Raw genomic sequence first — 24,422 nt, forward strand, 5'->3', positions numbered from 1 at the left:
TTAATTAAGAGGAAGCGCAATCATGAAAACCATACACAAAACACTAATCGCGATAAGTTTGTCGGCGATTATCATGCCCGCTGTTATTTCTAGTGCCTATGCACACGGCGACAAGGTTCACAAGCGTCATGACAACGACCATCACATGCTAAAGCAGCTAGATTTAACGCAGAGCCAGAAAGAAAACGCAAGCGCCATTATCAAAGCTAGCCGCGTTGATAGTGAACAAAATAAAGCGACATTTAAGGCGTTACACCTCGAGCTGCAACAACAAATTAAACAAGATAAATGGGATGAGGCACAAGTTGCTCAACTCATTGGTGAAATTGACGCGCTAAAATTGGCAAGAGCAGAAAAAAGTCGTAGCAGTAAACAGCAAATATGGGCACTGTTATCGCCAGAACAACAAGTTAAATTTGTTGAAATAGAGCAATCACGTATAGCTAGAGCGTCGACTAAAATGGCTGATAAAGGCCAAAAGCGTCAGGAAAAATTAATCGCTAAATTAGCATTAACTGATGAGCAAAAAACAACGATTGAACCGTTATTTGAACAACTTAACGATAATCGCAAGTTGCTACAAGAACTAAAACTCAGGGAAAAGAAAGCGTTTATTAACATCTTAAAAAATGGTGATGACGTACTGCCAGGGATGCCAATGGCTACAATCGATACTCAATCGATAGCTATAGATAACGCTAATTTACAACATCGTATATGGCACACTTTAAACGCCGAGCAACAGCAAACCTTTGAGCGCTTTATTGATAGGCAAAAACACAACATGAAAAAGCAACGCGGCCACCGCAGTTAGTCGTGATTTTGCAGTAAGTAATATGTAAAAAGGGTAGCAATTTTCGCTACCCTTTGTTGTTTTAGACAAGGTGAGCTAAAACGGGTTAGATCGGAAAAGTACCTATAGTGATTGGCAGAACAATATTTTTATTATTGCGATAGACCGCAAAATTGAGCACGGTACCAGGTCTTGTTTCCGCAACGATATCTAATGCTTGGGCAATACTTTGGATCTCGATATCGTTAATTTTATGAACGATATCGCCTTTTAGTAAGCCGCCTAATTGCGCTGGGCCATTAACTACTACGTCACCGATCAAAAAGCCTTTAGCATTTTGAATGTACTCTATGGTACTGATGCCAAGCCAACCTCGAACCACTCGACCATTCTCAATGATTTCTAGCATGACTTTGTGAGCTAATTTATATGGCACGGCTAAAAAGATCCCCTGAATATTGAGTTCTTCTCGATCGACTTTCCGCGAGTTGATACCGACCAAATCGCCATTAGTGTTGATCAGGGCACCACCCGAGTTGCCTTCATTGATGGCGGCATCCATTTGTAAAAACTCTAGGTGGCTTGTCGCACTCAAGCCCGAACGACCAACTGCGCTAATAATACCTTGAGTAACGGTTTGTCCTAAATTTAGGGGATTGCCAATGGCTAATACAACATCACCAACAAATGGTTCCATATCTGGCTCTTGTGGAATTACTGGTAAATTAACCGCATCAACCTTTAATACAGCAAGATCGGTGACAACGTCGTAGCCAATTAACTCGGCGGCGTAATCTTCACCAGATTGCAATAACACAATAATTTGCGCCGCGTTGCGAATAACATGGTAATTCGTGATGATAAAACCTTGGCTGTCCATTATCACACCTGAGCCAAGTTTGGTGCTGATGGTGTTTCTACGCGTTACTCGGTTGCTATTGATAATTTCGTGAGAGTACAAGTTAACAACTGCCGGGCTAGCCACTTTTACCGCTTGCGCAAAAGATAAAGGCGCTGGCTTGCTATCTTTAGGATCGAACAAATCGAAAAATGAGCCTTCATCTCCGCGCAGTTGAGGAAATAGAATCAACGCAACAACGCCGGCCATTACGCCATAACTAATAGCCCGAAAAATATACTTAAAATAAGACATGGTAAAAATTAAAGCTGATAAATTTTTATAATATTTATATTAGCTTATCACAGATATTTAAACGTACGTAAAAATAAAAAAGCTCGCATTAGCGAGCTTTTTATCGTTTAGCATGTTGGCTTAACGCAACATTAAGTAAACGGTTTGATTGCCTCGTAACACATTGAGGGCAAACAATCCTGTGCGATTTTGAAAGTAATCACGTAGCTCACCTAGGTTGCTGATTTGCGTGCGGTTTACGCCGATGATGATATCGTCAGGCTGCAAACCAATGTATTGCGCAGCAGAGTCTTCTTCAACTGCAGTTACAACAACGCCTTTGCCATCAGCTTGGTTTTCTAGGTTTGCACCATCTAGCATATCGTGGAGCTTGACCGCTTCCAATTTCGGGCTTTCAGGTTTTTTCAAGGTAGCGGTATAAGTACGCTCTTTCCCTTCTCGGGTAATAACCGTGATATCGACTTCTTTGCCCGCACCAATTGAGCCGATTTTACCGCGTAGTTCACTAAATGATTTGATGCGTTTGCCGTTGACTTTGGTGATGACATCGCCAGCTTTAATACCCGCTTCTTCGGCTGCAGAATCTTTCGCTACTTGCTCAACAAATCCGCCTTGGTTCGTTTCGAGCTCCATTGCTTTAGCAATTTCACCATTAACACTTAACCCCGTTACGCCTAAGACACCGCGACGGACTTCACCAAACTCAATAATTTGAGTGACTAGGTTGCGCATCATATTGCTTGGAATAGCAAAGCCAATGCCGACATTGCCACCATTTGGCCCTAAAATTGCGGTGTTTATACCGATAAGCTCACCGCGTAAGTTAACCAGTGCACCACCTGAGTTACCACTGTTGATTGCTGCGTCGGTTTGAATGAAATCTTCAAAGTTTTCAATGTTTAAACCGCTGCGACCTAAGGCACTGACAATACCTGAAGTCACCGTTTGACCTAAACCAAATGGGCTACCAATGGCGACAGTAAAGTCGCCAACGCGCAACTCGTCTGAATCAGCTAGCTCAATTTCTGTTAAATTTTTTGCTTCGATCTGTAAAAGCGCGATGTCGCTGTCTTTATCAGAGCCAAGTTTAGTCGCTTCAAGCTGGCGACCATCTTTTAGCGTCACCATGATTTCATCGGCATCAGCAACCACGTGGTTATTGGTAACAACGTAGCCTTTGTCGGCATTAATAATGACACCTGAACCTAAGCCCCTAAACGGGCGCTCTTGAGGTTGCTGGCGCGGATTGCCAAAGAAAAAGCGAAATGCGTCTGGTACCCCTCGTTGTTGAACTTCGTGGGTCCCTTTTACTGAGATACTCACAACCGCTGGCGTTGTTTTTTCAAGCATAGGAGCTAAGCTGGGCATTTCTTGAGAGCCGATAGAAAACGGTAACTTTGCCTGAGCTAGAGGACTAGCTAATGTTAGCGTACTAGTTACGAGAGCGGCACTGATCAATAACGCAAATTTTTTCATTTTTATTAAGACTCCATAAAAAACATTTAAGTACGGATACTCAACTACTGACTAATTAGCTTGGGGTTAGTTCCTCAAAATGCTATTCGTCATTTGTAACACTTTGTTTCTTATCAGCAAACAAACCACTTGGATTGCCTGAATAATCGAGTGGTTGCTCCGTTGATGCGGCTTCTGATTTGCGATCGCGATTGTGACGAAGTTTTGCTGTACTCGATAATTGCTCGTGGGTTTCCTGCGAGAAAAATGGCATTGCAGCTGCGTTTTCAGGCGTTGCTTGATTGAGCAACTGAGTGCTTTGCTCCATTTGCTTCATCGCGGCCTGACAAGCTTCGTTCATTTGTGCTAATAACTGAGTCGAATTATCTAAATGCTCAGCAACATCTTCTTTGTATTTAGCAAGTGCAGCTTCACTCTCTGAGACTTTCTCGGTCAATTTGATTTGTTCTTTTGATGAAGCGCTAAACGTTTTAAACGCAAATGCGCCAACTGCTGCACCGACGATAAAAATAATAATTCCAGAAACAACATCCATACTTCGCTACCTTAAATTGTTGTAATAAAGAAAAAAGATGAAAAATTCACCCAAAAAAGGGTTAAGTTAATGCCTAACCGACTGATATACTATAGCTTGCCTTTTATTTCAGTTACAGCAGATATAATTGGTTTTTTTCATATTTCAAGGGTTCAATAAGTTAGAGTCGACTAATGATTAATCTGTCTCCCATAGATAAGTATAAACAAGATTTGCAACGAGATGATTTTCAATATGATGCTGCGCAAGAAAATGCCGTGAAGCATTTGCAGCGATTATATGAAGACTTAACGATAAAGCCTGTGCCTGTTTCTGGTTTTAAGAAGGTGTTAAACCGCTGGAAAAAAGTGATGGCCAAACCTGAAGTTAAGCCAGTAAAAGGGCTTTATTTTTGGGGTGGTGTTGGCCGTGGTAAAACGTATTTAGTCGACACGTTTTACGATTGTTTACCGTTTGAAAATAAAATGCGGGTTCACTTTCATCGCTTTATGCATCGGGTTCACGATGAATTGAAACTACTTGCTGGCAAGTCTGATCCGTTAAAAATTATTGCCAAAAAGTTCGCCGAAGAAACGTCGATTATCTGCTTTGACGAGTTTTTTGTTTCAGATATTACTGATGCCATGATTTTAGGTACATTATTCGAAGAGTTATTTTCGCTTAATGTCACCTTAGTAGCGACCTCAAATATTATCCCCGATGAACTTTATCGAAATGGTTTACAGCGCGCACGCTTTCTTCCGGCAATTGCATTGATCAACGAGCACACGGAGGTTGTTAACGTTGATAGTGGCATCGACTATCGCTTGAGAACCCTGGAGCAAGCCGAAATTTACCACTATCCGCTTGATGAGCAAGCTGATAAAAACTTGAGAACTTACTTTAAGCAGTTGTCTGTTGAAGAAGGTCAGCAAAACGCCGACATTGAAATCAATCATCGCCAATTGCCAACCGTTGAAGTTTCTGATGGCGTTGTCCACTTTGAGTTTGCCACCTTATGTGAAACGGCACGCAGCCAAAGTGATTACATGGAACTTAGCAAAATATATCACACCGTTTTACTGGCCAACGTTACGCAAATGGGCGCGAGTAATGATGATGCTGCTCGTCGGTTTATCGCCTTAGTCGATGAGTTTTACGAGCGTAAAGTAAAGCTTATTATCTCAGCGCAAACCCCGATGGAAGCGTTATACACCGATGGTAACTTGAACTTTGAATTTAAGCGCTGTTTAAGCCGATTACAGGAAATGCAATCACGCGATTATCTCGCGGCTGAACACCTGCCATAAAGACAATTAAATTTGGGGTCAGAGTCAATTGACTCTGACCCCAAGAATTTTTGCATTTTTTTAATAAAAACAGCAGAAAATAGGTGATCTTTTGGACAAACTTCTCTATAATCCTGCGCTCCCTAACGTTACAAATGTTTATTCTTTCCCGGAATAAACAGCATGGTTCGATACTCGAAGGGGTAATAGCGTAACCATTTTGAATCGATAATTTGTTGAAAATTATCATTTTAGTAACTTTTTTAATAATGGGTTTTTTAATGAAAACTTTTGTAGCAAAACCAGAGAGCGTACAACGCGAATGGTTTTTGGTGGACGCTGAAGATAAAACTTTAGGTCGTATCGCCACAGAAATCGCTTCACGTTTACGTGGTAAGCACAAGCCAGAGTACACGCCTCACTGTGATACTGGTGACTACATCGTAGTTATCAACGCTGAGAAAGTACGTGTAACAGGTAACAAAGCGAAAGGTAAAATTTACTACTCGCACACTGAGTTCCCTGGCGGTTTAAAGCAAATCAGCTTTGAAAAGCTTATCGAAAAAGCGCCTGAGCGTGCTATCGAATTCGCTGTTAAAGGCATGTTACCTAAAGGTCCTTTAGGTCGTGACATGTACCGTAAGCTAAAAGTGTATGCTGGCCCAGAGCACAAGCATGCTGCACAACAACCACAACTTTTGGAGCTATAAGCAATGGCTGATAATCAATATTACGGTACTGGTCGTCGCAAGAGCTCAACTGCTCGTGTGTTCATGAAAGCTGGTAACGGTACAATCACAATTAACAAACGTGACATCTCTACTTACTTCGGTCGTGAAACGGCTCGCATGGTTGTTCGTCAGCCATTAGAATTAGTTGATATGTTAGAGAAGTTTGACTTCAACATCACTGTAGTTGGTGGTGGTATTTCTGGTCAAGCGGGTGCAATTCGTCACGGTATTACTCGTGCCTTAATGCAATTTGACGAAACTTTACGTTCTGATTTACGTAAAGCTGGCTTCGTTACACGTGATGCTCGTAAAGTTGAACGTAAGAAAGTTGGTTTACACAAAGCACGTAAACGTCCTCAATTCTCAAAACGTTAATCGATTTTTCGTTTCATGCAAAAAAGCTGGCTTATGCCGGCTTTTTTTATGGCTGATATCTTGGTTTTTAAGGCTGAAAACTTCGAAAGTTTCGGGTTAATAGCGATAGTCAGCTTTAGCGTCTAAAATTCACTTCAAGTGAACTACACTTATGCATCTGTATCTGGGGTGGTTAAGTTGGTAAAAATTTGAATTTATATTGCTGAAATCTCTTTTATTACCTTGTAAAAATAAGGGGTTTTCTTTATGATCAAAAAAATTTTTTTATCGTTAGATTACTCACGACTTTCGAGGCTTGGATTGCCATTTAAAATGATAAAAATCGAAACGTTTGGGGTATAAACACATTTGGAGAAGTTGAATGAGCAATACGCCTGTGAATAACGGCCGTCGACGCTTTTTAACCGCGGCTACTTCGGTAGTTGGTGGTGTAGGTGTTGTCGGTGTGGCTGTGCCTTTCATTGGGTCTTGGAACCCGAGTGCTCGTGCGAAAGCTGCGGGTGCGCCGGTTGAAGTCAATGTAAGCAAGCTGGAGCCTGGCCAGCTGGTACGCGCTGAATGGCGCGGTAAGCCAGTTTACGTAGTACGTCGTACTGAAAAAGCGATCGCCGATTTAGGTAAGCACGAAGATCAATTGAGCGACCCTAACTCAGAAGAACCGCAACAACCTGAATATGCGGCTAACCAGCATCGTTCAATTAAACCTGAAATTTTGGTGGCTTTAGGTGTTTGTACTCACTTAGGTTGTGCTCCAACTTACCGCAAAGGTGATTTTGAAGAGATCGTTGAAGGTGTTACTGATGGTTTCTTCTGTCCATGTCACGGTTCTAAGTTTGACATGGCTGGTCGCGTGTTCTCTGGTGTACCTGCACCAACGAACTTAGCAGTACCAGAGCACTCTTTCCCATCTGATGGCGTATTGTTAATCGGTGTAGGCCAAGGAGAAGCGTAATGTTTGAAAATTTCATGGCTTGGATCGACAAGCGTCTTCCAGTGACTGATGCTTGGAACAAGCACTTAGCACAATATCCAGCACCAAAGAACTTCAACTTCTGGTACTTCTTTGGTTCATTAGCGATGTTAGTTTTAGTTAACCAAATCTTAACGGGTATCTGGTTAACCATGAACTACGAACCATCTGGCGATGGTGCCTTCGCGTCAATCGAATACATTATGCGTGATGTCGACTACGGTTGGTTGTTGCGTTACATGCACTCGACAGGTGCTTCGGCATTCTTCGTTGTGGTATACCTTCATATGTTCCGCGGCTTAATTTACGGTTCTTACCAAAAGCCACGTGAATTATTATGGATCTTCGGCATGTTAATCTTCTTAGTATTAATGGCTGAAGCATTCATGGGGTACTTACTACCTTGGGGTAACATGAGTTTCTGGGGTGCACAGGTAATTATTTCACTGTTTAGTGCGGTACCAATCGTCGGTGAAGAATTAGCAACATGGATCAAAGGTGACTACGTTATCTCTGGTGCTACGCTTAACCGCTTCTTCGCATTACACGTAGTTGCTTTACCGTTAGTATTAGTTGTGCTTGTTTTCTTACACATCCTAGCGTTACACGAAGTGGGTTCTAATAACCCAGAAGGTACTGATATTAAGAAGCCTAAAGGCAGCGTGAAAGAAGAAGACAAAGCTAAGTTTGAATTCCACGAGCACTACACGAAGAAGTACGACATCGTTGATGCCGTGCCATTCCACCCTTATTACTCTGTTAAAGATATTATGGGCGTAGCCGGCTTCTTAATCTTGTTCTGTTGGGTGATGTTCTTCTATCCAGAAGGTGGCGGTTACTTTATCGAGGCGCCAAACTTCGAACCAGCAAATGGCTTAAAAACGCCTGAAAACATTGTTCCTGTATGGTACTTCGGTCCGTTCTACACCATCTTACGTGTTGTTCCTGACAAGCTAATGGGTACGATTACCATGTTCGCGGCTATCGGGTTTTTGTTTGCCTTGCCATGGTTCGACCGTTCAACGGTTAAATCATTCCGTTACCGCAGCAAGTTACACTTATTCAACATTATTCAGTTTGCTATTTGTTTTATCGTCTTAGGTGTTTTAGGTACGATGGCAGCATCAGACTTAGCTAACTTCATTGGTCGTATTGCGAGCATTGGCTATTTCGGTTTCTTCATTGCACTCTGGTTCTACTCTAAGAACGAAAGAACTAAGCCTGTACCAGAAAGGATGACTAAATAATGAAAAAGATTTTATTAGTATTATTAGTGGCTTTAGTTCCTGCGCTAGCATTTGCCGCAGGTCCTAAAGTACCGGTTGATCCTGCAGGTAACGACTTAGCAGACAAAGAATCGTTAAAGCGCGGTTTCCGAGCTTACATTAATTATTGTTTAGCGTGTCACCAATTACAGTATCAACGTTACAACCGTACTTTCGCTGATTTAGGTATCGACGAAAAAGAAGGTAAAGAAAACTGGATGCCAACAGGTGAGAAAGTCGGTGATCACATCACAAACACTATGCCAGCTAAAGAAGCGGCGGCATGGTTTGGTGCTGCGCCACCTGATTTAACGTTAGAAACACGTTTTAGAAGCCCAGACTGGGTATATACATACTTGCGTTCATTCTACGTTGACGAAGCTCGTCCATTTGGCGTGAACAACACAGTATTTAAAGATGTTGGTATGCCACACGTTCTTCAAAATTTACAAGGTACGCGTACTTTAGATGAGAACGGTAAACTTACTCCAGCAGTAGGTGGTAGCATGACAGAAGCTGAATACGATGCTTTTGTTCGCGACTTAACTAACTTCTTAGAGTATGTTTCTGAGCCAAACAAACTAGAGCGTAAGTCTTTAGGTTACTGGGTAATTGGTTTCTTATTAGTGTTCTTCGTGCTTTCTTACTTGTTGAAGAAAGAGTACTGGCGAGACGTGCACTAATCCTATTGCACAGCAATTTTTGAAAAGGTAGCCAATTGGCTACCTTTTTTGTTTCTAGATCAAAATTTTAAGCGCTTTGTTCCTGATTACTTAACCCAGTTTTCTGTGATTTTATCGTTGATATCTTGAGCTTTTCACGTGTAGTGACTATGGTGTTGACTGGAAAAAATAATAATTAAAATTTGGTGGGAACATGAAAACTCTCTTTAAGACTGCGATTAGCGTGGCCTTGTTGCTTTCAAGTGCAGATGTTTTAGCACTTAAAGCAGACGACGATTCGCTATTTACCAGTAAAACCTTCAATGCAATGAAACTTCGCAATATTGGTCCTGCATATATGTCTGGGCGTATTGCTGATATCGCCGTCGATCAAAATAACCCTTCAACTTGGTACACAGCGGTAGGTTCTGGTGGTGTCTGGAAAACGGTAAACGCGGGCACGACATGGACGCCAATCTTTGATAAACAAGCAGTTTACTCGATTGGTGATGTCACTATCGATCCAAGTAATTCAGACATAATTTGGGTGGGTACCGGTGAAAATAACGGTGGCCGTCATATTAGCTTTGGCGACGGTGTTTATAAGTCATTAGACGGCGGTAAAACATGGAAGAACATGGGGTTAAAAAATTCTGAACATGTTTCTGATATTATTATTCACCCAACAAATTCAGATATTGTCTGGGTTTCTGCACAAGGGCCATTATGGTCAAGTGGTGGTGAACGCGGTCTTTATAAAACCACTGATGGTGGTGAAACTTGGCAGCAAGTATTAACACCAAAAGACGAGTGGACAGGGGTAACTTCATTACTGATCGACCCACGCAACCCAGATAAACTTTATGCTGCGACTTGGTCTCGTCAGCGCACGGTTGCTGCTTATGTAGGTACTAATGAAGGTGCAGGTATTCACACTTCAGACGATGGCGGTGAGACTTGGACTGAGCTTAAAACAGGTTTGCCAACAGGTAATATGGGTAAAATCGGGATGGCCATTTCACCGACAAATCCAGATGTGCTTTACGCAACGATTGAAACCGATAACCGCAAAGGTGGTTTCTATCGCTCGGCTAATCGCGGCCAAAGCTGGACGAAAATGTCAGACGAAGTCGGTGGCGGTACAGGGCCACATTACTATCAAGAAATTTTTGCCGACCAACATCAATTTGATCGCGTCTATATCGCTAGTAATTACAGTAAAGTCTCTGATGATGGCGGTAAAACATGGACACCTATTAGCACAAAACTCAAACACGTAGACGACCATGCAATGGCGTTTCATCCAAGCGATCCTGACTTTGTCTTAATCGGCTCTGATGGCGGTATTTATATGTCGCATGATCGCATGGAAAACTGGCGTTTTATCGCTAACTTACCATTGACTCAGTTCTATAAAGTAGCGCCTGATGACGCCCAGCCGTTCTACAATGTTTTTGCTGGCGCTCAAGATAATTCAACTCAAGGTGGTCCTTCTCGGACAAATCGTCAGGAAGGGATCAAAAACAAAGACTGGTTTTTAACGCTAGGCGGTGACGGTCACCAACCGGCTACTGAGCCGGGCAATCCCAATATTGTCTATTCTCAATGGCAACAAGGTAATCTAGCGCGCCATGATCGCATTACCGGTGAAAACGTTTATATTAAACCTCAACCGCGCAAAGGCGAGCCTGCTGAGCGCTTTAACTGGGATGCCCCGATTAATGTTTCAGCACATGATCCTAAGCGTATTTACTTTGCCTCTCAACGGGTTTGGCGCTCAGATAACCGCGGTGACAGCTGGACACCCATTTCAGGTGATTTAACTAAAAATGGCAATCGCTTGCACATGCCGATGATGGGGCGGACTTGGTCTGTTGAAGCGGGTTGGGATTTATATGCGATGTCGCAATTCCACACCATTGCTAACTTTGCCGAAAGCCCTGTTGATGAAAATGTCCTTTGGGTAGGTACCGATGACGGGTTAATTCAAGTAACCACAGACGGCGGCAAAAACTGGAAGAAAATTGACTTAGGCAAAGTCAAAGGTGTTCCTGCCAACGCTTATGTTAATGATATTCGGGCCGATTTGTTCGACCGAGACACGGTTTATGTTGCTTTAGATAACCACAAAGAAGGCGATTACAAGCCGTACTTAATCAAATCAACCAATCTGGGTAAAAAGTGGAGCTCATTAGCAGAAACACTTCCCGATAAACACTTAGTTTGGCGTATCGTCCAAGATCATGTAAACAAAGACTTAATGTTCTTAGGTACTGAGTTTGGTATTTTCTTCACCGTTGATGGTGGTAAAGAATGGTTAGAGCTCAACGGCGGTATACCAACCATCTCAACGCGTGATGTAAAAATTCAACGTCGTGAAAACGATCTAGTCGCCGGTACTTTTGGTCGTGGCATTTACATTTTAGATGACTATGCACCACTGCGAGAGCTTACTGAAGATGCAATGAAAAAAGACGCGGTATTAATTCCACCAAGTCGTCCGGTAAAGTGGTTTAAGCTAAGTCGTAACCATACCCGAACCGATGGCGATGATCGTTATGCAGCCAAAAACCCTGATCATGGTGCAACGCTTACCTATTTCTTAAAAGAGAGCTTGATGACGGCGAAACAAATACGTCAACAAGCTGAAAAGAAAATGATCAAGGATAAGAAATATCCGAAATACCCTGATTGGCAGGTGGTTGAGGCTGAACTAGAAGAAGCAAAACCGGCGCTATACCTTGAAGTGCGCAACGCTAATGGTGAATTCATTAATCGGGTTAATGCCAAAGCGAGCAAAGGTATTCACCGTATTACTTGGGATATGACATACGCGAGTAACAGTGCGATAGCCAAAGCTAAAGGCTCAGACCGCGGTGGTATCATGGCTCCGCCAGGCGTTTACACAGCGGCCTTATATCAGCGCGTTGACGGCGAAATTCGCCAGTTAACTGCGCCAGTAGAATTTATGCTAGAAGCGATTTATCAAAATGCATTAGTGGGCCCAAGCGAGCAAGAAAAGCAATTGTTCAATCAACAAATCACCGATGCTCAGCGTCGTTCATCAGCGGCAAGCAGTATGCTAGAGGAGCTTGAAAATACACTTGAGCTAATTCGCGTGGCTATTGATCGAACACCAAATAATATTGAGCAGTTAGAAACTCAATTCGCGGCAATTCAAAAAGAAATTCACGCGATTAATAACAGTGTCTATGGCTTAGAATCGCAAAACCGCATGATCGCTAAGCCAGCTAATATTTCAAGTCGTTTGGGCTATGCAATGTCAGCATTGTGGTCGTCTTACGGACCAACACAGCAGCACAAAGAGCAATTGGCATTGGCGCTTGAAGAATTTGACGCAATGCAGGCACGAATTAAAACATTAAATGATGTCTCTGTGCCGGCACTTCAACAAGCGATTATCGATGCTGGAGGACCTTGGACAAAAGGCGCATCAACGATTAACTAAGGCGTTAATTTAGAAATGTTCAACGGCACCGAGCTAAGGTGCCGTTTTATTTTCTGTACTACGCGTTAAAGCAAGTCTCATAGATAATTCTAGAGGTCTGACCAGTTTTAGTTTTTAGCCAAAATCAGTTATCATATGCGCCATTGTCAACCTTGGTTGATTGTTTTTTATCCTACTTGGAGGCATCATGGCCGTAGCTGCAAACAAACGTTCTGTAATGACGTTATATTCTCACGCTGATGATATGTATAGTCATCAAACTCGTATCGTATTAGCAGAGAAGGGTGTTGGCGTTGATATTCACTTGGTTGATCCAACTAACTTACCTGAAGACTTAATTGACCTAAACCCATATGGTACAGTGCCGACGTTAATTGATCGTGAATTAGCGTTATACGAAGCAAGTATCATTATTGAATATTTAGATGAGCGTTTTCCTCATCCACCATTAATGCCTGTTTACCCAGTATCACGTGGCCGTTCTCGTTTGATGATGCACCGCATTGAGCACGACTGGTATAGCTTGGCAAAAATCATTATCGCTGGTGGTGATGACGCAGATAAAGCGCGTCAAGAGTTAAAAGAGAGCTTATTAAGCGTAGCGCCAATCTTAAACGAAGCGCCTTACTTTATGAGTGAAGAGTTTAGCTTAGTTGATTGTTACTTAGCACCGCTATTGTGGCGTTTACCAGCATTTGGTATTGAATTAACTGGCCAAGGCTCAAAAGAGCTTAAGTCATACATGTTAAAATTATTTGAACGTGAATCATTCCAAGCTTCGTTGACTGAAGCTGAGCGTGAGTTGCGTTTTGGTAACCCTGCTTAATGACAGGCGAAATGACCTCGAGTAAGCCTTATTTGATTAAGGCTTTCTACGATTGGATTTCTGATAACCAACTAACACCATACGTGGTTGTTGATACAACGGTGTTGGGTGTTCAAGTGCCTTGGCAGTTCGTTCAAGATAATCAAATTGTTTTGAATATTTCTGGTGGTGCCGTTGGTGCCATTTCATTTGGCGATAACGCGATTGAGTTTACTGCGCGTTTTAGTGGCAAAATTGAATATATCACGGTGCCATTTGGCGCGGTTGGTGCTATTTATGCCAAAGAAAATGGTGCCGGAAGTTCCTTCCCGATTGAGCATGATGAGACCTTCGAGGAAGAGGATATTAGTACAGACGAGCCAAGTATTAAGCTCGAAGATGCAAGTATTGAAAAGCCAACGACAGATGATAACAACAAGTCATCGAGTAAAAAGTCAGGGCGTCCAACCTTGAAAGTGATCAAATAAGCGCATAGCTTGTAATAATAAAAAGGTAGCAAATGCTACCTTTTTTACTTAGTAGTCCACTATTTCCAACCAAGCGATTGCTCAAAGTCATCATCGAGTTGTTTGGCAAACTCTTTAGCGTGTTTAGCGACTTCTTCTAATTTCTTATCTTCTTCAGTTGCTGGCTCGAATGTTGGCACCTTAGCAGGAAAGCCCGCCTCATCGACTGCCATAAACGTGATAAAACAGCGATTGGTCACTGACGGTTTATCGCCTCGCGGATCACTGGCTCTTACCACGACATAAATATGCATGCTCGATTTTCCGGTATGAACAATGCGCGCCTCAACACTAATCAATTGACCGACTAAGACAGGGCGAATAAATCGAATAGCATTGGCCGAAACGGTCACACAATAGCGTTTACTCCATTGTGCAGCACAAGCATAAGACGCTTGGTCGATCCATTTCATCACAATACCGCCATGGACTTTACCACCAAAGTTTACATCTGTAGGCTCAGCCAAAAAACGAAATTCAACGATATTTTTTTTCATTCCATTTATCTCGATCGAAAAAATATTAAATAAACTATAGTAAATATCAGTAACTTAGCTAGTCGAATGAAAAATAAACAAAAAAATAAACTAACGCGTTCAGTCTATACTTAGCGTACACGTGTTTTCTGTGTATAATTGCGCCTTTTGTTATTCTAGGTATTTTGTGTGCTAGCCGTTATCAGAATTATTTTACTCGCTTTAGCCATCGGCGTGATTTCTATTATTTCAATCATTTCTTGTTTGGTGAGACCGTTTCACCGCAATAACGTGCATTTTGCTGCGGGCATGATGGGCAGTTTACACAAATTGCTGGGGTTAAAAATTGAGATTCGGATCCCTGAAGAAGTTAAGCATTTAGGCTCTGTCGTATATATTGCTAACCATCAAAATAACTTTGATATTTTTACCATAGCCAATGCTGTTCAACCCGGTACAGTAAGTGTAGGTAAGAAAAGCTTAAAGTGGATCCCATTTTTTGGTCAGATGTACTGGTTAACCGGCAATATTCTTATCGACCGTAAAAACACGTCAAAAGCGATGGGGACGATTGCATTAACAGCAGAAAAAATTAAAGAAAAACGTTTGTCGGTATGGCTGTTTCCGGAAGGCACTCGCAGCTATGGTCGTGGGTTACTGCCATTTAAAACTGGCGCATTTAGAACTGCAGCACTTGCAGGTGTACCTGTGGTACCGATCTGTAGCTCAAATCAACACGGTTCAATTAAGCTCAATCGCTGGAATAATGGCAAAATAATTATTGAATTTTTACCGCCGGTTGAGGTTTTAGTTAAAACCAAAGAGGAAATACGTGCATTAGCCAATCAAGTGCGCGAAAATATGGCGAATAAGCTTGAAGAAATTAGTACTCAAGCAGGTTCACATTATCCAACATATCAAGGTAAATAAGGGTCACCATGATTGATCAAGAATTACAGGAACTGTTCGACTACACCGAATCGTTAATTGACGAGTTAATTGAAGACGGTACTAACGAAGAAGTTCATCACACCATTGAACATCACTTTTCAAGTGAGGACTTCAATGCTCTTGAGCAAGCGGCCGTGACAGCGTTTAAAATGGGCTTAGAAGTTGAAGAGCCTGAAGAAGCGGAATTAGAAGATGGCACCAAAGTCTTTGCTTTTGATATTATTACAGAACAAGCACTTGAAGCCGAAATCATTAATGATGAAGTCAAGGCGATGTATCAGTTGGCAAAACAATGCAAAATTGATTATGATGGCTGGGGTACTTACTTCGAAGAATAGTTGTCAGCCTTTAGGCTAGATTTTCGAGGATGAAATATTAACGACTTTCTAAGGCAATCGTGCGGCGTGAAAATTTGTCACCGCGACTTTTGTCTTATGCAAACCATAAAATAAAGGAGTGTTTTTATGGAATGGCTTACAGATATCTTTAACCCTGCAACCTTAGCATTATTGATCCCATTAGTGGCGATTATTGGTGGATTTGCCGTTGCGGCGTTAAAAGCGCATCACAAACACCAAGAGCGCATTGAAAAAATTAAACAAGGCTTTGATGTTCACGAATAGAAAAAGCTGAGTAATTCAAAAGTAACCTGAACACGGGTTAAGTCAATGGGGCAACGTTAAGGCGTTGCCCCATTTTCGTTTACGCCGCTTGCATCGTCAATTCGAATGGTTTTTTCTGATTAAGCCAGGCAAAGCAGGTTGGCACAAAATAGAAAGACAAGATGGTTGTTAGCACAGTACCACCAGCAATGGCGATAGCGAAAGGCGGCCAAAATCCACCTCCAGCAAGAATTAGCGGTAAAAAGCCGCCAACGGTTGTAATAGTCGTTGAACTAATATGTCGGCCACAGCTTAGTACACTGGCTACAATCGCATTTTTGTCACCATTAATTGCGGCTTGATTTGATTTGAGCTCAGCAATAATCACAATGGCCGCGTTAATCGCTAACCCCATTAAACCTAGCAAACCAATAATGACAGTAAAGCCGAACGGGTAGTCAAAAACAAAAACACTAAACAGGCCAAGACCAATAGATTGAAACGCCGACAGTAAAATAATCGCACTGATCCTAAACGAGTTGAATGACAATACAACCACGGTAAATAACAAAGTCATTATCAAGCCAACACTTGCCATTAATTGTCCAACGGTTGAATCGCGCTCGGCAGATTCGCCACCAATTTCAATATGATAGCCATTAGGCACGTGAAAGTCGCTCGCCTCCATGGCAGCTAAAATGTCACTTAATACTTGAGAGGGTAGAACCCCTGCGGTGATGTAGCCTGCGATAGTATTCACTCTTACCCCCTCGCGATGCGGAATCGCCCCGCGCGTAGGCGCAATACTCATCGTTGAGATTGCACTCAGTGGAATTGGCTGTGATGCATGTGGGCTCACCAATTGAATGTCATGGAGTTGACTAATGTTATTTTTTGATTGGTTATCAACACTGACGCGAACAGGAATTGATTCAGTCACTTCGATTAGGCTACCGTTGACCTTGCCATTTAGTGTATTGCTAAGCTGGTTTGCGACATCAACGAGCGTTAAGCCCGATAACATCACTTGCGCTTCATCAGCATTGAGCCAGACCTTTGGCGCGCCAGCTTGTAGTGAGGCGCGGGTGTGAATTACATTGTCAACCGTACTCATGACTTGGCGGACATGATCACCGATACGCTTTAGTTCATCTAAATTTGGCCCGTAAATTCGCAGTTCAACGGGGGCGGCAAACGGTGGTCCTTGCTCTAGCTTACGGACAATAATTTGCCCCTGTGGAAAGCGTTGATCGAGGGCTTTTTGTAATATTGGGATCAGGCGATTGGTCGTTGAAAAATGATCGGTGGTGACCATCGCTTGCGCATAGTGTTTTGAGCCATCGTTCTCCGGTGCTAAATTGTAATAAAACGACGGCATATTTTTACCAACTAACCAGCGAGTATGGTTAATTCCCTCAACCTGATTTAAATAATCGGTAATATCGAGCGCCACTTTTTCCGTTGCCAAAATACTTGAATTGGCAGGCATAAAGAGCTCAATTTGAAACATATCGCGATCAGATGGTGGGAAAAACTGTTCGGTTAACGTACCTGCGGCCCAAAAACCAAATAGCGGTAAGCACATCACAGCTAACATGACTTTTTTCATGTGGCGCATACTAAAGTGTAAGCTGCTTTCAAACGCTTTACTTAACTTAGGTAAATGAATACCGTGCTGCAACCAGCCGCCTTTTTCTGACTTGTCTTTTTCAATAAACCGGCCAGCAAGCCCTGCGACAATAGTATGGGAAATCAAGTAAGAGGCGATTAAAGAAAAAATAACACTTAAAGCAATGCCACTGACAAATTCACCGGCTGGCCCTGGCATTAATACAATCGGCATAAAGGCCAAAATCGTGGTAATAGTTGAGCCTAATAAAGGCAACCACAAATGCTTAACGGCATAGCCAACAGAGTCTAAACGGCCAACACCTTGTTGCCGTCTTTGTTGGATTGTATCTGTCATGACAATGGCGTTATCAACCATGATGCCTAAGGCTACAACTAAGCCCGTGACCGACATTTGATGTATCGGCAAGCCGTAAAAGTTCATCACTGCCAAGGTAAATAACACGGATAACGGTAATGACAAGGCTACGATAATGGCTGCGCGCCAACCTAGCGTTACCATTAGTACCGCGGTAATGAGCGTGAAGCCAACAACAATATTGTTGACTAAGTCTGATAAGCGCTCACTGGTATAGGTGTTCTGATCAAATAGGACTTCGAGTGCAATATTTGATGGCAGTTGCTGTTCAAATAAGGCGATCTCTTTATTCACTTTTTCCGACCACAAGTCGATTCTAACTTTTTCGAGCATTCGCGTGCCAACGATCACCGCCCGTTGATTGTTTACGATGGCGATTTCCGAAGCCGGCCAGTGCAGATCTTTATCGACGGTTGCGATATCACCTAAGCGCAAAATTGAACCGTTATCAGCTTGTTTTATCGGGATATTTCGTATCCGTTCAATATCGCTAAAGGCACCGTCAAGCTCCACTTGCATCTGGGTGTAAGGGTTAACAATTTCACCGGCGGAAACTTTGGCATCTGCTGTTAGTAAGCGCTGTGATACTTGAGCACTGGTTAAGCCGACTTGACTGGTTAGTTCGTGATCAATTTCAACTTGAATCTCTTCTTGACCGCGACCATAAATACTGACGATATCGGTGCCGGTAATATTTCTTAAGCGATTTTGTAGCTCATTAGCATAGCGACCCAATGCGGCTAAATCGACCTCACCACTACCGCGCCAATTAATCGCAAATAACTGAGTATAGGCATAACCGCGATCATCGATTAAGGTTGGCGAATTTGCGCCGTTGGGTAGCTCTGGCCGTGTATCGTTGAGTAAATCTCGCACTCTCGACCAAATCGGTTTGGTATCAACCACTTCATCGTGCAGTTGAATTTTAACTACCGAAATGTTTGCTCGAGAAACTGATGAAATCAGTTTTACTTCTGGTAGTTTTCGTAATTTTTGCTCAACTTTTTCCGTCACCAAGACTTCTACTCGTTCAGCACTGGCACCGGGAAATTCAGTTATCGCACTCGCAATGCGATTGGTTATTCTCGGATCTTCGGTTCTTGGTAAGGTCGATAGTGCGCCTAAACCTGCGACGACAATTAATGCAATCGCTAGGCTCATCAAGCGGCCATTTTTAACAAAGGCACGGATCATTACTTATGCTCCGCTAATAGTGTTGAGCGCATTGTCACCATTTGATTCGGGACAAATTTGTGGACGCCTTGAGCAACGAATAGCGCGTTGTCTTGCTCAATACCCGTAATAAATGCCTGTTGTTCCGTTGCATACTCTACTTGCACGGCAGTGAGTGAGAGTTGGTAATTTTCGCCTTTTGGTTTGGCGATCAGTAAATTCCACTGGCCGCGAACACCGTCGGTCAAGGCGCTCATGGGCACCCAATAACCGACTTGATGAATCGTTTGATCAATATAGACTCGCGCAAGTTGGTCATTGTAGGTTTGAACATTTTGCTCGAGCGCGATACGTAAGTTAACGGTGCGATTACTGTTATTAATTTGGCGACCTATGCGAATAACTTTGCCTTGGTGCCTCGTCTTTGAAATCTCAACTACAACGCTTTGGCCAATCGATAAACCGCTCGCTAATTCACTTGAGACACCCACTTTTACTTCTTGATCATTTTGTTTGATGAGCTGAAATACTGGCATACCCGCTTGGATATTCGCGCCTTGTGCGACGGAGCGCTGAGAAATGATACCGTCAAACGGCGCAATGAGTTGGCTGCGGTTGATTTGGTAGTTTAACGCATTAATGTTGGCGATCAGTTGTTGTTGATTAGCCGCTAAAATGGCCTGCTGTGCCGTGAGTTCATCAAACGTTTGGGCTGAGGCGTAGTTGTCTTTTTTAAGCTCGTTGATTCTTGCTAAATTATTGCTGTTTAGAGTAATTTGCGCTTTGTTTTGAGCCAGCTGCGCATTGAGTTCTTCAAGTTTAATGGTTAAGAGTTGGGTATTTAGCTGTGCCAACACTTGGCCTTTTTTAACTTCGTCACCATCATCGACAAATAAAGCTTCTAACGTACCGCCATATTCAAAACTTACTGGCGTAAACTGGTTGGTGGAAATTTTACCGATATAAGCGCGAGGCACCTGATAACTTGTTACTGCTTCAAGTTTCAATAGCTCTGCCACTGCATGTGACATACGGGGTTGTTCATTAGCTACCGGTTGTGAGCAACCGATTAATGCCGTAATGGAGAATACAAAAACTATGTGCTTAAGCATGAGCGCAATCCTAATGTTGTAAACGAGCTGTTGCTGATAAGTTACTCGTAAGCTAGACTGCGAAGTCTAGTTTAATCAAACTAGACTGTCCAGTTTATTTTGTTAAAATGGCCAATACGAAAATAAACGCTTAGGTGATCAATGAATCGTATTCGTCCTAAAAACGAAGTAAAACGCAAACAAATTCTGGATGCGGCGACCCAGTTATTTACTGAAAATGGCTACGTTGAAACGAGCATGGACACTATTGCCAAGCTAGCTAATGTTTCAAAACAAACGGTTTACAGCCACTTTGGCAACAAGGAAGAGCTTTTTTCGGCATCGATAGAGCAAAAGTGTATTGCCTATGATCTCAGTCAAATGAGCTTTCAACCGGATGATGATTTAGCTGAATTTTTACTCGAATTAGCAACGCGATTTTTTGATTTGATCAGCTCAAAAGAAGCGATGGCAGTACACAAAATTTGTGCTTATGAGTCGGCAAGCTACCCCGAGTTATCTGAGCTGTTTTATCGTGCAGGTCCTGAGCCTTTGGTTAATGAAGTGACCGAGTTATTTGCTCACCTCAACAAGATCAAGGTCTTGAATATAGTGGAGCCAAGAACGGCTGCCGTGCAGTTTTTAAGTATGATGCGCGGCGAGGCTTGGCTGCGGCTAGAGTTCAATCTAAAAGAGCAATTGTCACCGCGTGAGATAAAGCGTTACCTTGAGCAAAGTGTCGCGTTTTTTATCAAAGGTTATCAATAATTCAATAGATATATGCCAAAGTGCCTCGATGGTACTTTGCTTTGCTAGATCCTTTGCCATTTAGCTAACACGAGCAAGCTATTTTCCCTTTGTGTTGCCACTCGCGGTAGTCGTTACCACACTTTTGTTTAAAGTGATTACACTGTGCCTTATTGCCGTAAGCGATAGTGCTTCCGGTAATAATACCTATGACTGCTGCTTGTACTCTCTCTTCTGTAGACATTGATGGTGAAGAGCAAGCGTTGATATTAACGGCAAAACACAGGGTTAGAATAAATTTAAGCTTCATTGATTGGTTCCTACACCTTATTACTTGAATAACATCAACTCGATGAAGCGCTTAGCTTAGCTGATTGCTCTGTCGATTGTGATGCTTTTATCATGCTTCTTCTCACGAGATAACGCCACAGTTTTTCTAATGGGCCTTGTTTAAAGTGGCGTAAATAGCGATTGGCGATGAGCATTTGCAACAAGATAAAGCTTACCGAGACGAGTGCATAGTCAGTTAAGGTAAAGGTTTCATTTAACTCGGGGAAAAGGTATCGAAAAATCCCTGCCATCACTATTGACTGTAAAATGTAGAAACTAAAGGCCATTCGGCCTGTTCGCTGTAAACAGGTTGATAACCAAGCCGTGCTATCTGCTAGTTTTAAGGTTAAAACCAAGTGCCAGATTAGCAGTGCCATACTCAGCCCTGATATTGAGCCGATAAGGCCTGTCATCATGTAGTGAATATCGGGTCGGAAAACGGCAAAGTAGGCGTCAATCGTAGAAAATACCAAGGTAATGATAATCAACAAAAACAGTTGTTTTTGATTAAAACCATGCTGGAGTTGCCCTGATTTATACAGGCCGAGCGATAACATCATCACACCACCAAAATAGAATAAAGCTAGAATAGGGAAGGTAATAACATAGGCAAAAGCCATCAATGTATTCACTTTTAGTACTTCCCAATACGAGCCTTTAATTACTGCTAAAGCTTCTAAATACTCAGTACTATGACGAGTTGTTGGTCCTTCGGAATAGTACTCAATAAGTGAGAGTTGCGCGGCTGAAATAATCAGGCCTATGGCAAAGAAGGTAAGGCCGCGTTTGATGAGTTTTTTTGCTGGCCAATCTAACTTAGACATTAAGTACATGCCAGTTAATGCGTACAGAATCAAAATGTCGCCCGGCCAAAGAAAAATACAATGGATCAGGCCAAAGACCAGCAACCAGTTAAGCCGAGATTTTAAAATAACGTAGCTATTGAGGTTTTTGTTTTGATAACTGAGATATTGCAGGTACAAGCCTATGCTAAACAGTAAACAAAACAGGCTTCTGAATCTGCCATCAAAAAACAGTGCTTGAAACAGTGAGTAAATTTTATCGCCCAGTAAATCGGGCTCATAGCTGACATAGCCCATTTCTGGTATGCCCATACTCGGCATGTTCATCAGTAAAAGGCCTAAAACGGCAATCCCTCTTAAAAAATCTAGATAGAGGATGCGATTTCCCTGTGTAGTCGACATATATTCTCTCCTTAGAATGCGACGAGTAAACCCAGTAACACGAGTTAACGATATCAACTACTATAGTTGAAATTTATGCGTTGGGAAAAATAATTTTTCTTGTGCTACAAGATAAAAAAGCCCTGAACACTGTCAGGGCTTATGATTAGCTTGGTGATAACTACTTCGCAGTATGGTGGTTTAAAATCCACTCAGTCATCAAACTAACACCATAACCCGTGCCACCTACTGGGTGTTCGCCACTGGCTGAAGCCGCTAAGCCATTACCGGCCATATCAATGTGCAACCATGGCGTGTCGCCGGCAAAGTGCTGTAAAAAGCTTGCTGCCGTTGTTGCACTTGGGCCACCTTTACCGGTATTGCGAATGTCGGCAATTGGGCTTGCTAACATTTCTTTGTAACCTAAAGGTAGGTGCCAAACGGGCTCATTTACCGCATCACCGGCAACTTTAAACGCTTCAACAAGCTGATCACTTTCACTGAAAATACCAGCATACTTGTTACCTAAGGCACGGTATTTACCGCCAGTTAAGGTGGCTATGTCAAGTAACACACTCGGTTGATAATATTTACGGGCATACCACATGGCATCGCTTAACACTAGGCGACCTTCGGCATCGGTATGAGTAATTTCAACCGTGATCCCCTCAGCTGTCGTAACAACATCGCCAGGGATATACGAGTTTTCAGAAACCATGTTAGCTGCCATTCCCATGACGGCGACAACATTCACGTTAGCTTTCATTTGAGCAAGCGCTTTTACTGTGCCTAAGGCCGCTGCAGCACCTGCCATATCAGATTTCATGCGAACGATATGCTCAGAGGTCTTAATTTGAATACCGCCTGAGTCAAAGGTGATACCTTTACCCGCAATGGCTATCGGTGCGTCATCGCTGCCTTGATAATGAGCAACAACTAATCGCGAACCGTCTTTACTGCCACGACCAACTGCTTCAAGTGCATTCATTCCAAGCTTTTTCAACTCTTTAGGCTCGAGTACCTTTACTTTTACACCAAGTGTTTTGAGTTTTTTGGCTTCTTTGGCAAAATCAGCAGGTGTCAGGTTTGTTGGAATTTCGTTAGTTAAATCACGCGCTAAGAAAATCCCAGATTGTAAGGCTTCAAGCTCACTATAGGCTGATTGCGTTGCTTGGCTGTCGGTTACATCAAAGGTGTACGATTTTTCTTGGCGTTTTTCTTTTTTGTACTTGTCGTAGCTGTAGGCGCGAAGATTGATGCCGTGAGCGATAAACGATGCTTGTTCAGCATTAAAGTGTTCTGCTGACACCGAAATTTCATTGATATTATTACTGGTTAGCTGACCTGCAATATTGCCGCCGAGTTTGGTTAATTGCGCTTTTGTTAAGGTTTTGTCACCCAGGCCAACAATCAATACGCGATCATAGTTCAAGTTAGTCGGGGCAAGGATTTCAACAAAAGTGTTGTAGCTGGCATCAAATTGGTTAGCTTTGATAGCACGGCTTAATTGGCCCTGCGTTTTTTGATCAAAGGCGCTAAAGCCGGTGGTGTCTTCGCTACTTTTAAAAACGACTAACGCATCTGATTGCTCATTAACGTCATTGTTAAAGCTGAAGGTTTCTGCTTGTACGGCATGTGACATTGCCAGTGCTAAAAATAATGATGATAGCTGAGTAAGCTTGGCTTTCATTGATTTTTCCTTGTTGTTCTGTTCACAGGTTTTTATAAATTGGTATGAGATAGCAGGAGTATAGCGAGTAACGTGTTTGCTGTTAATGCTAGATCTACGAATTGTCGAGTAAACGCGCTCACTGGTTGGCAGATTATTTTTACGAAGCGACTTCACTTACAA

At 42.5% G+C, this 24,422-nt stretch carries 23 protein-coding genes; 14 read left to right on the top strand and 9 right to left on the bottom strand.

The genetic code is table 11. The annotated features are described in order from the left end of the window. The first annotated feature begins 22 nt into the window (after positions 1 to 22). Positions 23 to 814, top strand: a complete 792-nt coding sequence (locus tag LP316_RS05670; protein WP_193023222.1) for a Spy/CpxP family protein refolding chaperone — start codon at positions 23 to 25, stop codon at positions 812 to 814. 85 nt (positions 815 to 899) lie between these two features. On the opposite strand, the gene LP316_RS05675 is transcribed toward LP316_RS05670, so the two are convergent. From LP316_RS05675 to LP316_RS05685, 3 genes are all read right to left on the bottom strand, one after another. Further along, the gene (locus LP316_RS05675) at positions 900 to 1,946 is read right to left on the bottom strand and encodes a trypsin-like peptidase domain-containing protein (RefSeq protein WP_193023224.1); all 1,047 of its coding nucleotides are present in this window, start codon (positions 1,944 to 1,946) and stop codon (positions 900 to 902) included. Between the two features lie 120 nt (positions 1,947 to 2,066). Further along, on the bottom strand, positions 2,067 to 3,422 hold the full coding sequence (locus tag LP316_RS05680; protein ID WP_193023226.1) for a DegQ family serine endoprotease: 1,356 nt from the start codon (positions 3,420 to 3,422) through the stop codon (positions 2,067 to 2,069). 82 nt (positions 3,423 to 3,504) lie between these two features. Continuing rightward, positions 3,505 to 3,957: a YhcB family protein gene (locus LP316_RS05685; RefSeq protein WP_193023228.1), complete on the bottom strand. Its 453-nt coding sequence runs from the start codon at positions 3,955 to 3,957 to the stop codon at positions 3,505 to 3,507. Between the two features lie 182 nt (positions 3,958 to 4,139). Between LP316_RS05685 and zapE the strand changes: the two genes are divergently transcribed. The 9 genes from zapE to LP316_RS05730 all read left to right on the top strand — a co-directional run bounded on the left by zapE (position 4,140) and on the right by LP316_RS05730 (position 13,990). Continuing rightward, positions 4,140 to 5,246 carry a cell division protein ZapE gene (zapE, locus tag LP316_RS05690; protein ID WP_413470671.1) on the top strand — a complete coding sequence of 369 codons (1,107 nt, stop codon included), beginning with the start codon at positions 4,140 to 4,142 and terminating at the stop codon, positions 5,244 to 5,246. A 260-nt stretch (positions 5,247 to 5,506) separates the two neighbouring features. Continuing rightward, positions 5,507 to 5,935 (top strand): 50S ribosomal protein L13, encoded by a 429-nt coding sequence (gene rplM / locus LP316_RS05695; protein WP_193023232.1) that lies wholly within the window; start codon positions 5,507 to 5,509, stop codon positions 5,933 to 5,935. Positions 5,936 to 5,938: 3 nt separating this feature from the next. Next, entirely contained in the window at positions 5,939 to 6,331 is a 393-nt protein-coding gene (gene rpsI / locus LP316_RS05700; protein WP_193023234.1) for a 30S ribosomal protein S9, read from the top strand. Positions 6,332 to 6,692: 361 nt separating this feature from the next. Beyond that, positions 6,693 to 7,283 (top strand): ubiquinol-cytochrome c reductase iron-sulfur subunit, encoded by a 591-nt coding sequence (gene petA, locus LP316_RS05705; RefSeq protein ID WP_193023236.1) that lies wholly within the window; start codon positions 6,693 to 6,695, stop codon positions 7,281 to 7,283. Beyond that, positions 7,283 to 8,548, top strand: coding sequence for a cytochrome b (locus tag LP316_RS05710; RefSeq protein ID WP_193023238.1), 1,266 nt, complete (start codon positions 7,283 to 7,285; stop codon positions 8,546 to 8,548). Before petA ends, LP316_RS05710 begins: the two co-directional genes overlap by 1 nt. Further along, positions 8,548 to 9,249 carry a cytochrome c1 gene (locus LP316_RS05715; RefSeq protein ID WP_193023240.1) on the top strand — a complete coding sequence of 234 codons (702 nt, stop codon included), beginning with the start codon at positions 8,548 to 8,550 and terminating at the stop codon, positions 9,247 to 9,249. The genes LP316_RS05710 and LP316_RS05715 overlap by 1 nt, the downstream gene beginning before the upstream one ends. Positions 9,250 to 9,442: 193 nt before the next feature. Beyond that, positions 9,443 to 12,697, top strand: coding sequence for a VPS10 domain-containing protein (locus LP316_RS05720; RefSeq protein ID WP_193023242.1), 3,255 nt, complete (start codon positions 9,443 to 9,445; stop codon positions 12,695 to 12,697). Positions 12,698 to 12,884: 187 nt separating this feature from the next. Beyond that, positions 12,885 to 13,523 carry a stringent starvation protein SspA gene (sspA, locus tag LP316_RS05725; protein WP_193023253.1) on the top strand — a complete coding sequence of 213 codons (639 nt, stop codon included), beginning with the start codon at positions 12,885 to 12,887 and terminating at the stop codon, positions 13,521 to 13,523. After that, a complete protein-coding gene (locus LP316_RS05730) occupies positions 13,523 to 13,990 on the top strand; it encodes a ClpXP protease specificity-enhancing factor (protein ID WP_226960812.1) in 468 nt (155 codons plus the stop codon). Before sspA ends, LP316_RS05730 begins: the two co-directional genes overlap by 1 nt. A 59-nt stretch (positions 13,991 to 14,049) precedes the next feature. Here LP316_RS05730 and LP316_RS05735 read toward each other — a convergent pair whose 3' ends face one another. After that, complete coding sequence (locus LP316_RS05735; protein ID WP_193023255.1) at positions 14,050 to 14,526, bottom strand: acyl-CoA thioesterase; 477 nt, start codon at positions 14,524 to 14,526, stop codon at positions 14,050 to 14,052. A gap of 168 nt (positions 14,527 to 14,694) precedes the next feature. Between LP316_RS05735 and LP316_RS05740 the strand changes: the two genes are divergently transcribed. The 3 genes from LP316_RS05740 (at position 14,695) to LP316_RS05750 (ending at position 16,079) form a co-directional block, all read left to right on the top strand. Continuing rightward, positions 14,695 to 15,435, top strand: a complete 741-nt coding sequence (locus tag LP316_RS05740; protein ID WP_193023257.1) for a 1-acylglycerol-3-phosphate O-acyltransferase — start codon at positions 14,695 to 14,697, stop codon at positions 15,433 to 15,435. An 8-nt stretch (positions 15,436 to 15,443) separates the two neighbouring features. Further along, positions 15,444 to 15,794 carry a ribonuclease E inhibitor RraB gene (rraB, locus tag LP316_RS05745; RefSeq protein WP_193023259.1) on the top strand — a complete coding sequence of 117 codons (351 nt, stop codon included), beginning with the start codon at positions 15,444 to 15,446 and terminating at the stop codon, positions 15,792 to 15,794. A gap of 126 nt (positions 15,795 to 15,920) precedes the next feature. Further along, positions 15,921 to 16,079 (top strand): hypothetical protein, encoded by a 159-nt coding sequence (locus LP316_RS05750; protein WP_193023261.1) that lies wholly within the window; start codon positions 15,921 to 15,923, stop codon positions 16,077 to 16,079. Between the two features lie 79 nt (positions 16,080 to 16,158). Here LP316_RS05750 and LP316_RS05755 read toward each other — a convergent pair whose 3' ends face one another. Both LP316_RS05755 and LP316_RS05760 read right to left on the bottom strand, forming a co-directional pair. Further along, entirely contained in the window at positions 16,159 to 19,239 is a 3,081-nt protein-coding gene (locus tag LP316_RS05755; RefSeq protein WP_193023263.1) for an efflux RND transporter permease subunit, read from the bottom strand. Beyond that, positions 19,239 to 20,330, bottom strand: coding sequence for an efflux RND transporter periplasmic adaptor subunit (locus tag LP316_RS05760; protein ID WP_193023265.1), 1,092 nt, complete (start codon positions 20,328 to 20,330; stop codon positions 19,239 to 19,241). The genes LP316_RS05755 and LP316_RS05760 overlap by 1 nt, the downstream gene beginning before the upstream one ends. 141 nt (positions 20,331 to 20,471) lie before the next feature. Here LP316_RS05760 and LP316_RS05765 point away from each other — a divergent pair, with 141 nt between their 5' ends. Then, positions 20,472 to 21,077 carry a TetR/AcrR family transcriptional regulator gene (locus tag LP316_RS05765; protein ID WP_193023267.1) on the top strand — a complete coding sequence of 202 codons (606 nt, stop codon included), beginning with the start codon at positions 20,472 to 20,474 and terminating at the stop codon, positions 21,075 to 21,077. Between the two features lie 64 nt (positions 21,078 to 21,141). On the opposite strand, the gene LP316_RS05770 is transcribed toward LP316_RS05765, so the two are convergent. The 3 genes from LP316_RS05770 to LP316_RS05780 form a co-directional block, all read right to left on the bottom strand. After that, entirely contained in the window at positions 21,142 to 21,366 is a 225-nt protein-coding gene (locus LP316_RS05770) for a hypothetical protein (protein WP_193023269.1), read from the bottom strand. Positions 21,367 to 21,400: 34 nt separating this feature from the next. Continuing rightward, positions 21,401 to 22,591: a DUF418 domain-containing protein gene (locus LP316_RS05775; RefSeq protein WP_193023271.1), complete on the bottom strand. Its 1,191-nt coding sequence runs from the start codon at positions 22,589 to 22,591 to the stop codon at positions 21,401 to 21,403. Between the two features lie 160 nt (positions 22,592 to 22,751). Then, positions 22,752 to 24,260 carry a leucyl aminopeptidase family protein gene (locus LP316_RS05780; protein ID WP_193023273.1) on the bottom strand — a complete coding sequence of 503 codons (1,509 nt, stop codon included), beginning with the start codon at positions 24,258 to 24,260 and terminating at the stop codon, positions 22,752 to 22,754. Between the last annotated feature and the right edge of the window lie 162 nt (positions 24,261 to 24,422).

Origin of the sequence: Thalassotalea sp. LPB0316 (genome assembly GCF_014898095.1) — a bacterium.
GTDB lineage: Bacteria > Pseudomonadota > Gammaproteobacteria > Enterobacterales > Alteromonadaceae > Thalassotalea_G.

What these genes read in the sequence shown, in the direction of transcription:
- rpsI (WP_193023234.1), top strand. Translation starts at nt 5,939, where the DNA reads ATGGCTGATAATCAATATTACGGTACTGGTCGTCGCAAGAGCTCAACT.
- LP316_RS05735 (WP_193023255.1), bottom strand. Translation starts at nt 14,526, where the DNA reads ATGAAAAAAAATATCGTTGAATTTCGTTTTTTGGCTGAGCCTACAGAT.
- sspA (WP_193023253.1), top strand. Translation starts at nt 12,885, where the DNA reads ATGGCCGTAGCTGCAAACAAACGTTCTGTAATGACGTTATATTCTCAC.
- LP316_RS05750 (WP_193023261.1), top strand. Translation starts at nt 15,921, where the DNA reads ATGGAATGGCTTACAGATATCTTTAACCCTGCAACCTTAGCATTATTG.
- LP316_RS05675 (WP_193023224.1), bottom strand. Translation starts at nt 1,946, where the DNA reads ATGTCTTATTTTAAGTATATTTTTCGGGCTATTAGTTATGGCGTAATG.
- LP316_RS05760 (WP_193023265.1), bottom strand. Translation starts at nt 20,330, where the DNA reads ATGCTTAAGCACATAGTTTTTGTATTCTCCATTACGGCATTAATCGGT.
- LP316_RS05775 (WP_193023271.1), bottom strand. Translation starts at nt 22,591, where the DNA reads ATGTCGACTACACAGGGAAATCGCATCCTCTATCTAGATTTTTTAAGA.
- LP316_RS05715 (WP_193023240.1), top strand. Translation starts at nt 8,548, where the DNA reads ATGAAAAAGATTTTATTAGTATTATTAGTGGCTTTAGTTCCTGCGCTA.
- LP316_RS05720 (WP_193023242.1), top strand. Translation starts at nt 9,443, where the DNA reads ATGAAAACTCTCTTTAAGACTGCGATTAGCGTGGCCTTGTTGCTTTCA.
- LP316_RS05780 (WP_193023273.1), bottom strand. Translation starts at nt 24,260, where the DNA reads ATGAAAGCCAAGCTTACTCAGCTATCATCATTATTTTTAGCACTGGCA.
- rplM (WP_193023232.1), top strand. Translation starts at nt 5,507, where the DNA reads ATGAAAACTTTTGTAGCAAAACCAGAGAGCGTACAACGCGAATGGTTT.
- LP316_RS05755 (WP_193023263.1), bottom strand. Translation starts at nt 19,239, where the DNA reads ATGATCCGTGCCTTTGTTAAAAATGGCCGCTTGATGAGCCTAGCGATT.
- LP316_RS05765 (WP_193023267.1), top strand. Translation starts at nt 20,472, where the DNA reads ATGAATCGTATTCGTCCTAAAAACGAAGTAAAACGCAAACAAATTCTG.
- LP316_RS05670 (WP_193023222.1), top strand. Translation starts at nt 23, where the DNA reads ATGAAAACCATACACAAAACACTAATCGCGATAAGTTTGTCGGCGATT.
- LP316_RS05710 (WP_193023238.1), top strand. Translation starts at nt 7,283, where the DNA reads ATGTTTGAAAATTTCATGGCTTGGATCGACAAGCGTCTTCCAGTGACT.
- petA (WP_193023236.1), top strand. Translation starts at nt 6,693, where the DNA reads ATGAGCAATACGCCTGTGAATAACGGCCGTCGACGCTTTTTAACCGCG.
- rraB (WP_193023259.1), top strand. Translation starts at nt 15,444, where the DNA reads ATGATTGATCAAGAATTACAGGAACTGTTCGACTACACCGAATCGTTA.
- LP316_RS05685 (WP_193023228.1), bottom strand. Translation starts at nt 3,957, where the DNA reads ATGGATGTTGTTTCTGGAATTATTATTTTTATCGTCGGTGCAGCAGTT.
- LP316_RS05680 (WP_193023226.1), bottom strand. Translation starts at nt 3,422, where the DNA reads ATGAAAAAATTTGCGTTATTGATCAGTGCCGCTCTCGTAACTAGTACG.
- LP316_RS05770 (WP_193023269.1), bottom strand. Translation starts at nt 21,366, where the DNA reads ATGAAGCTTAAATTTATTCTAACCCTGTGTTTTGCCGTTAATATCAAC.
- LP316_RS05730 (WP_226960812.1), top strand. Translation starts at nt 13,523, where the DNA reads ATGACAGGCGAAATGACCTCGAGTAAGCCTTATTTGATTAAGGCTTTC.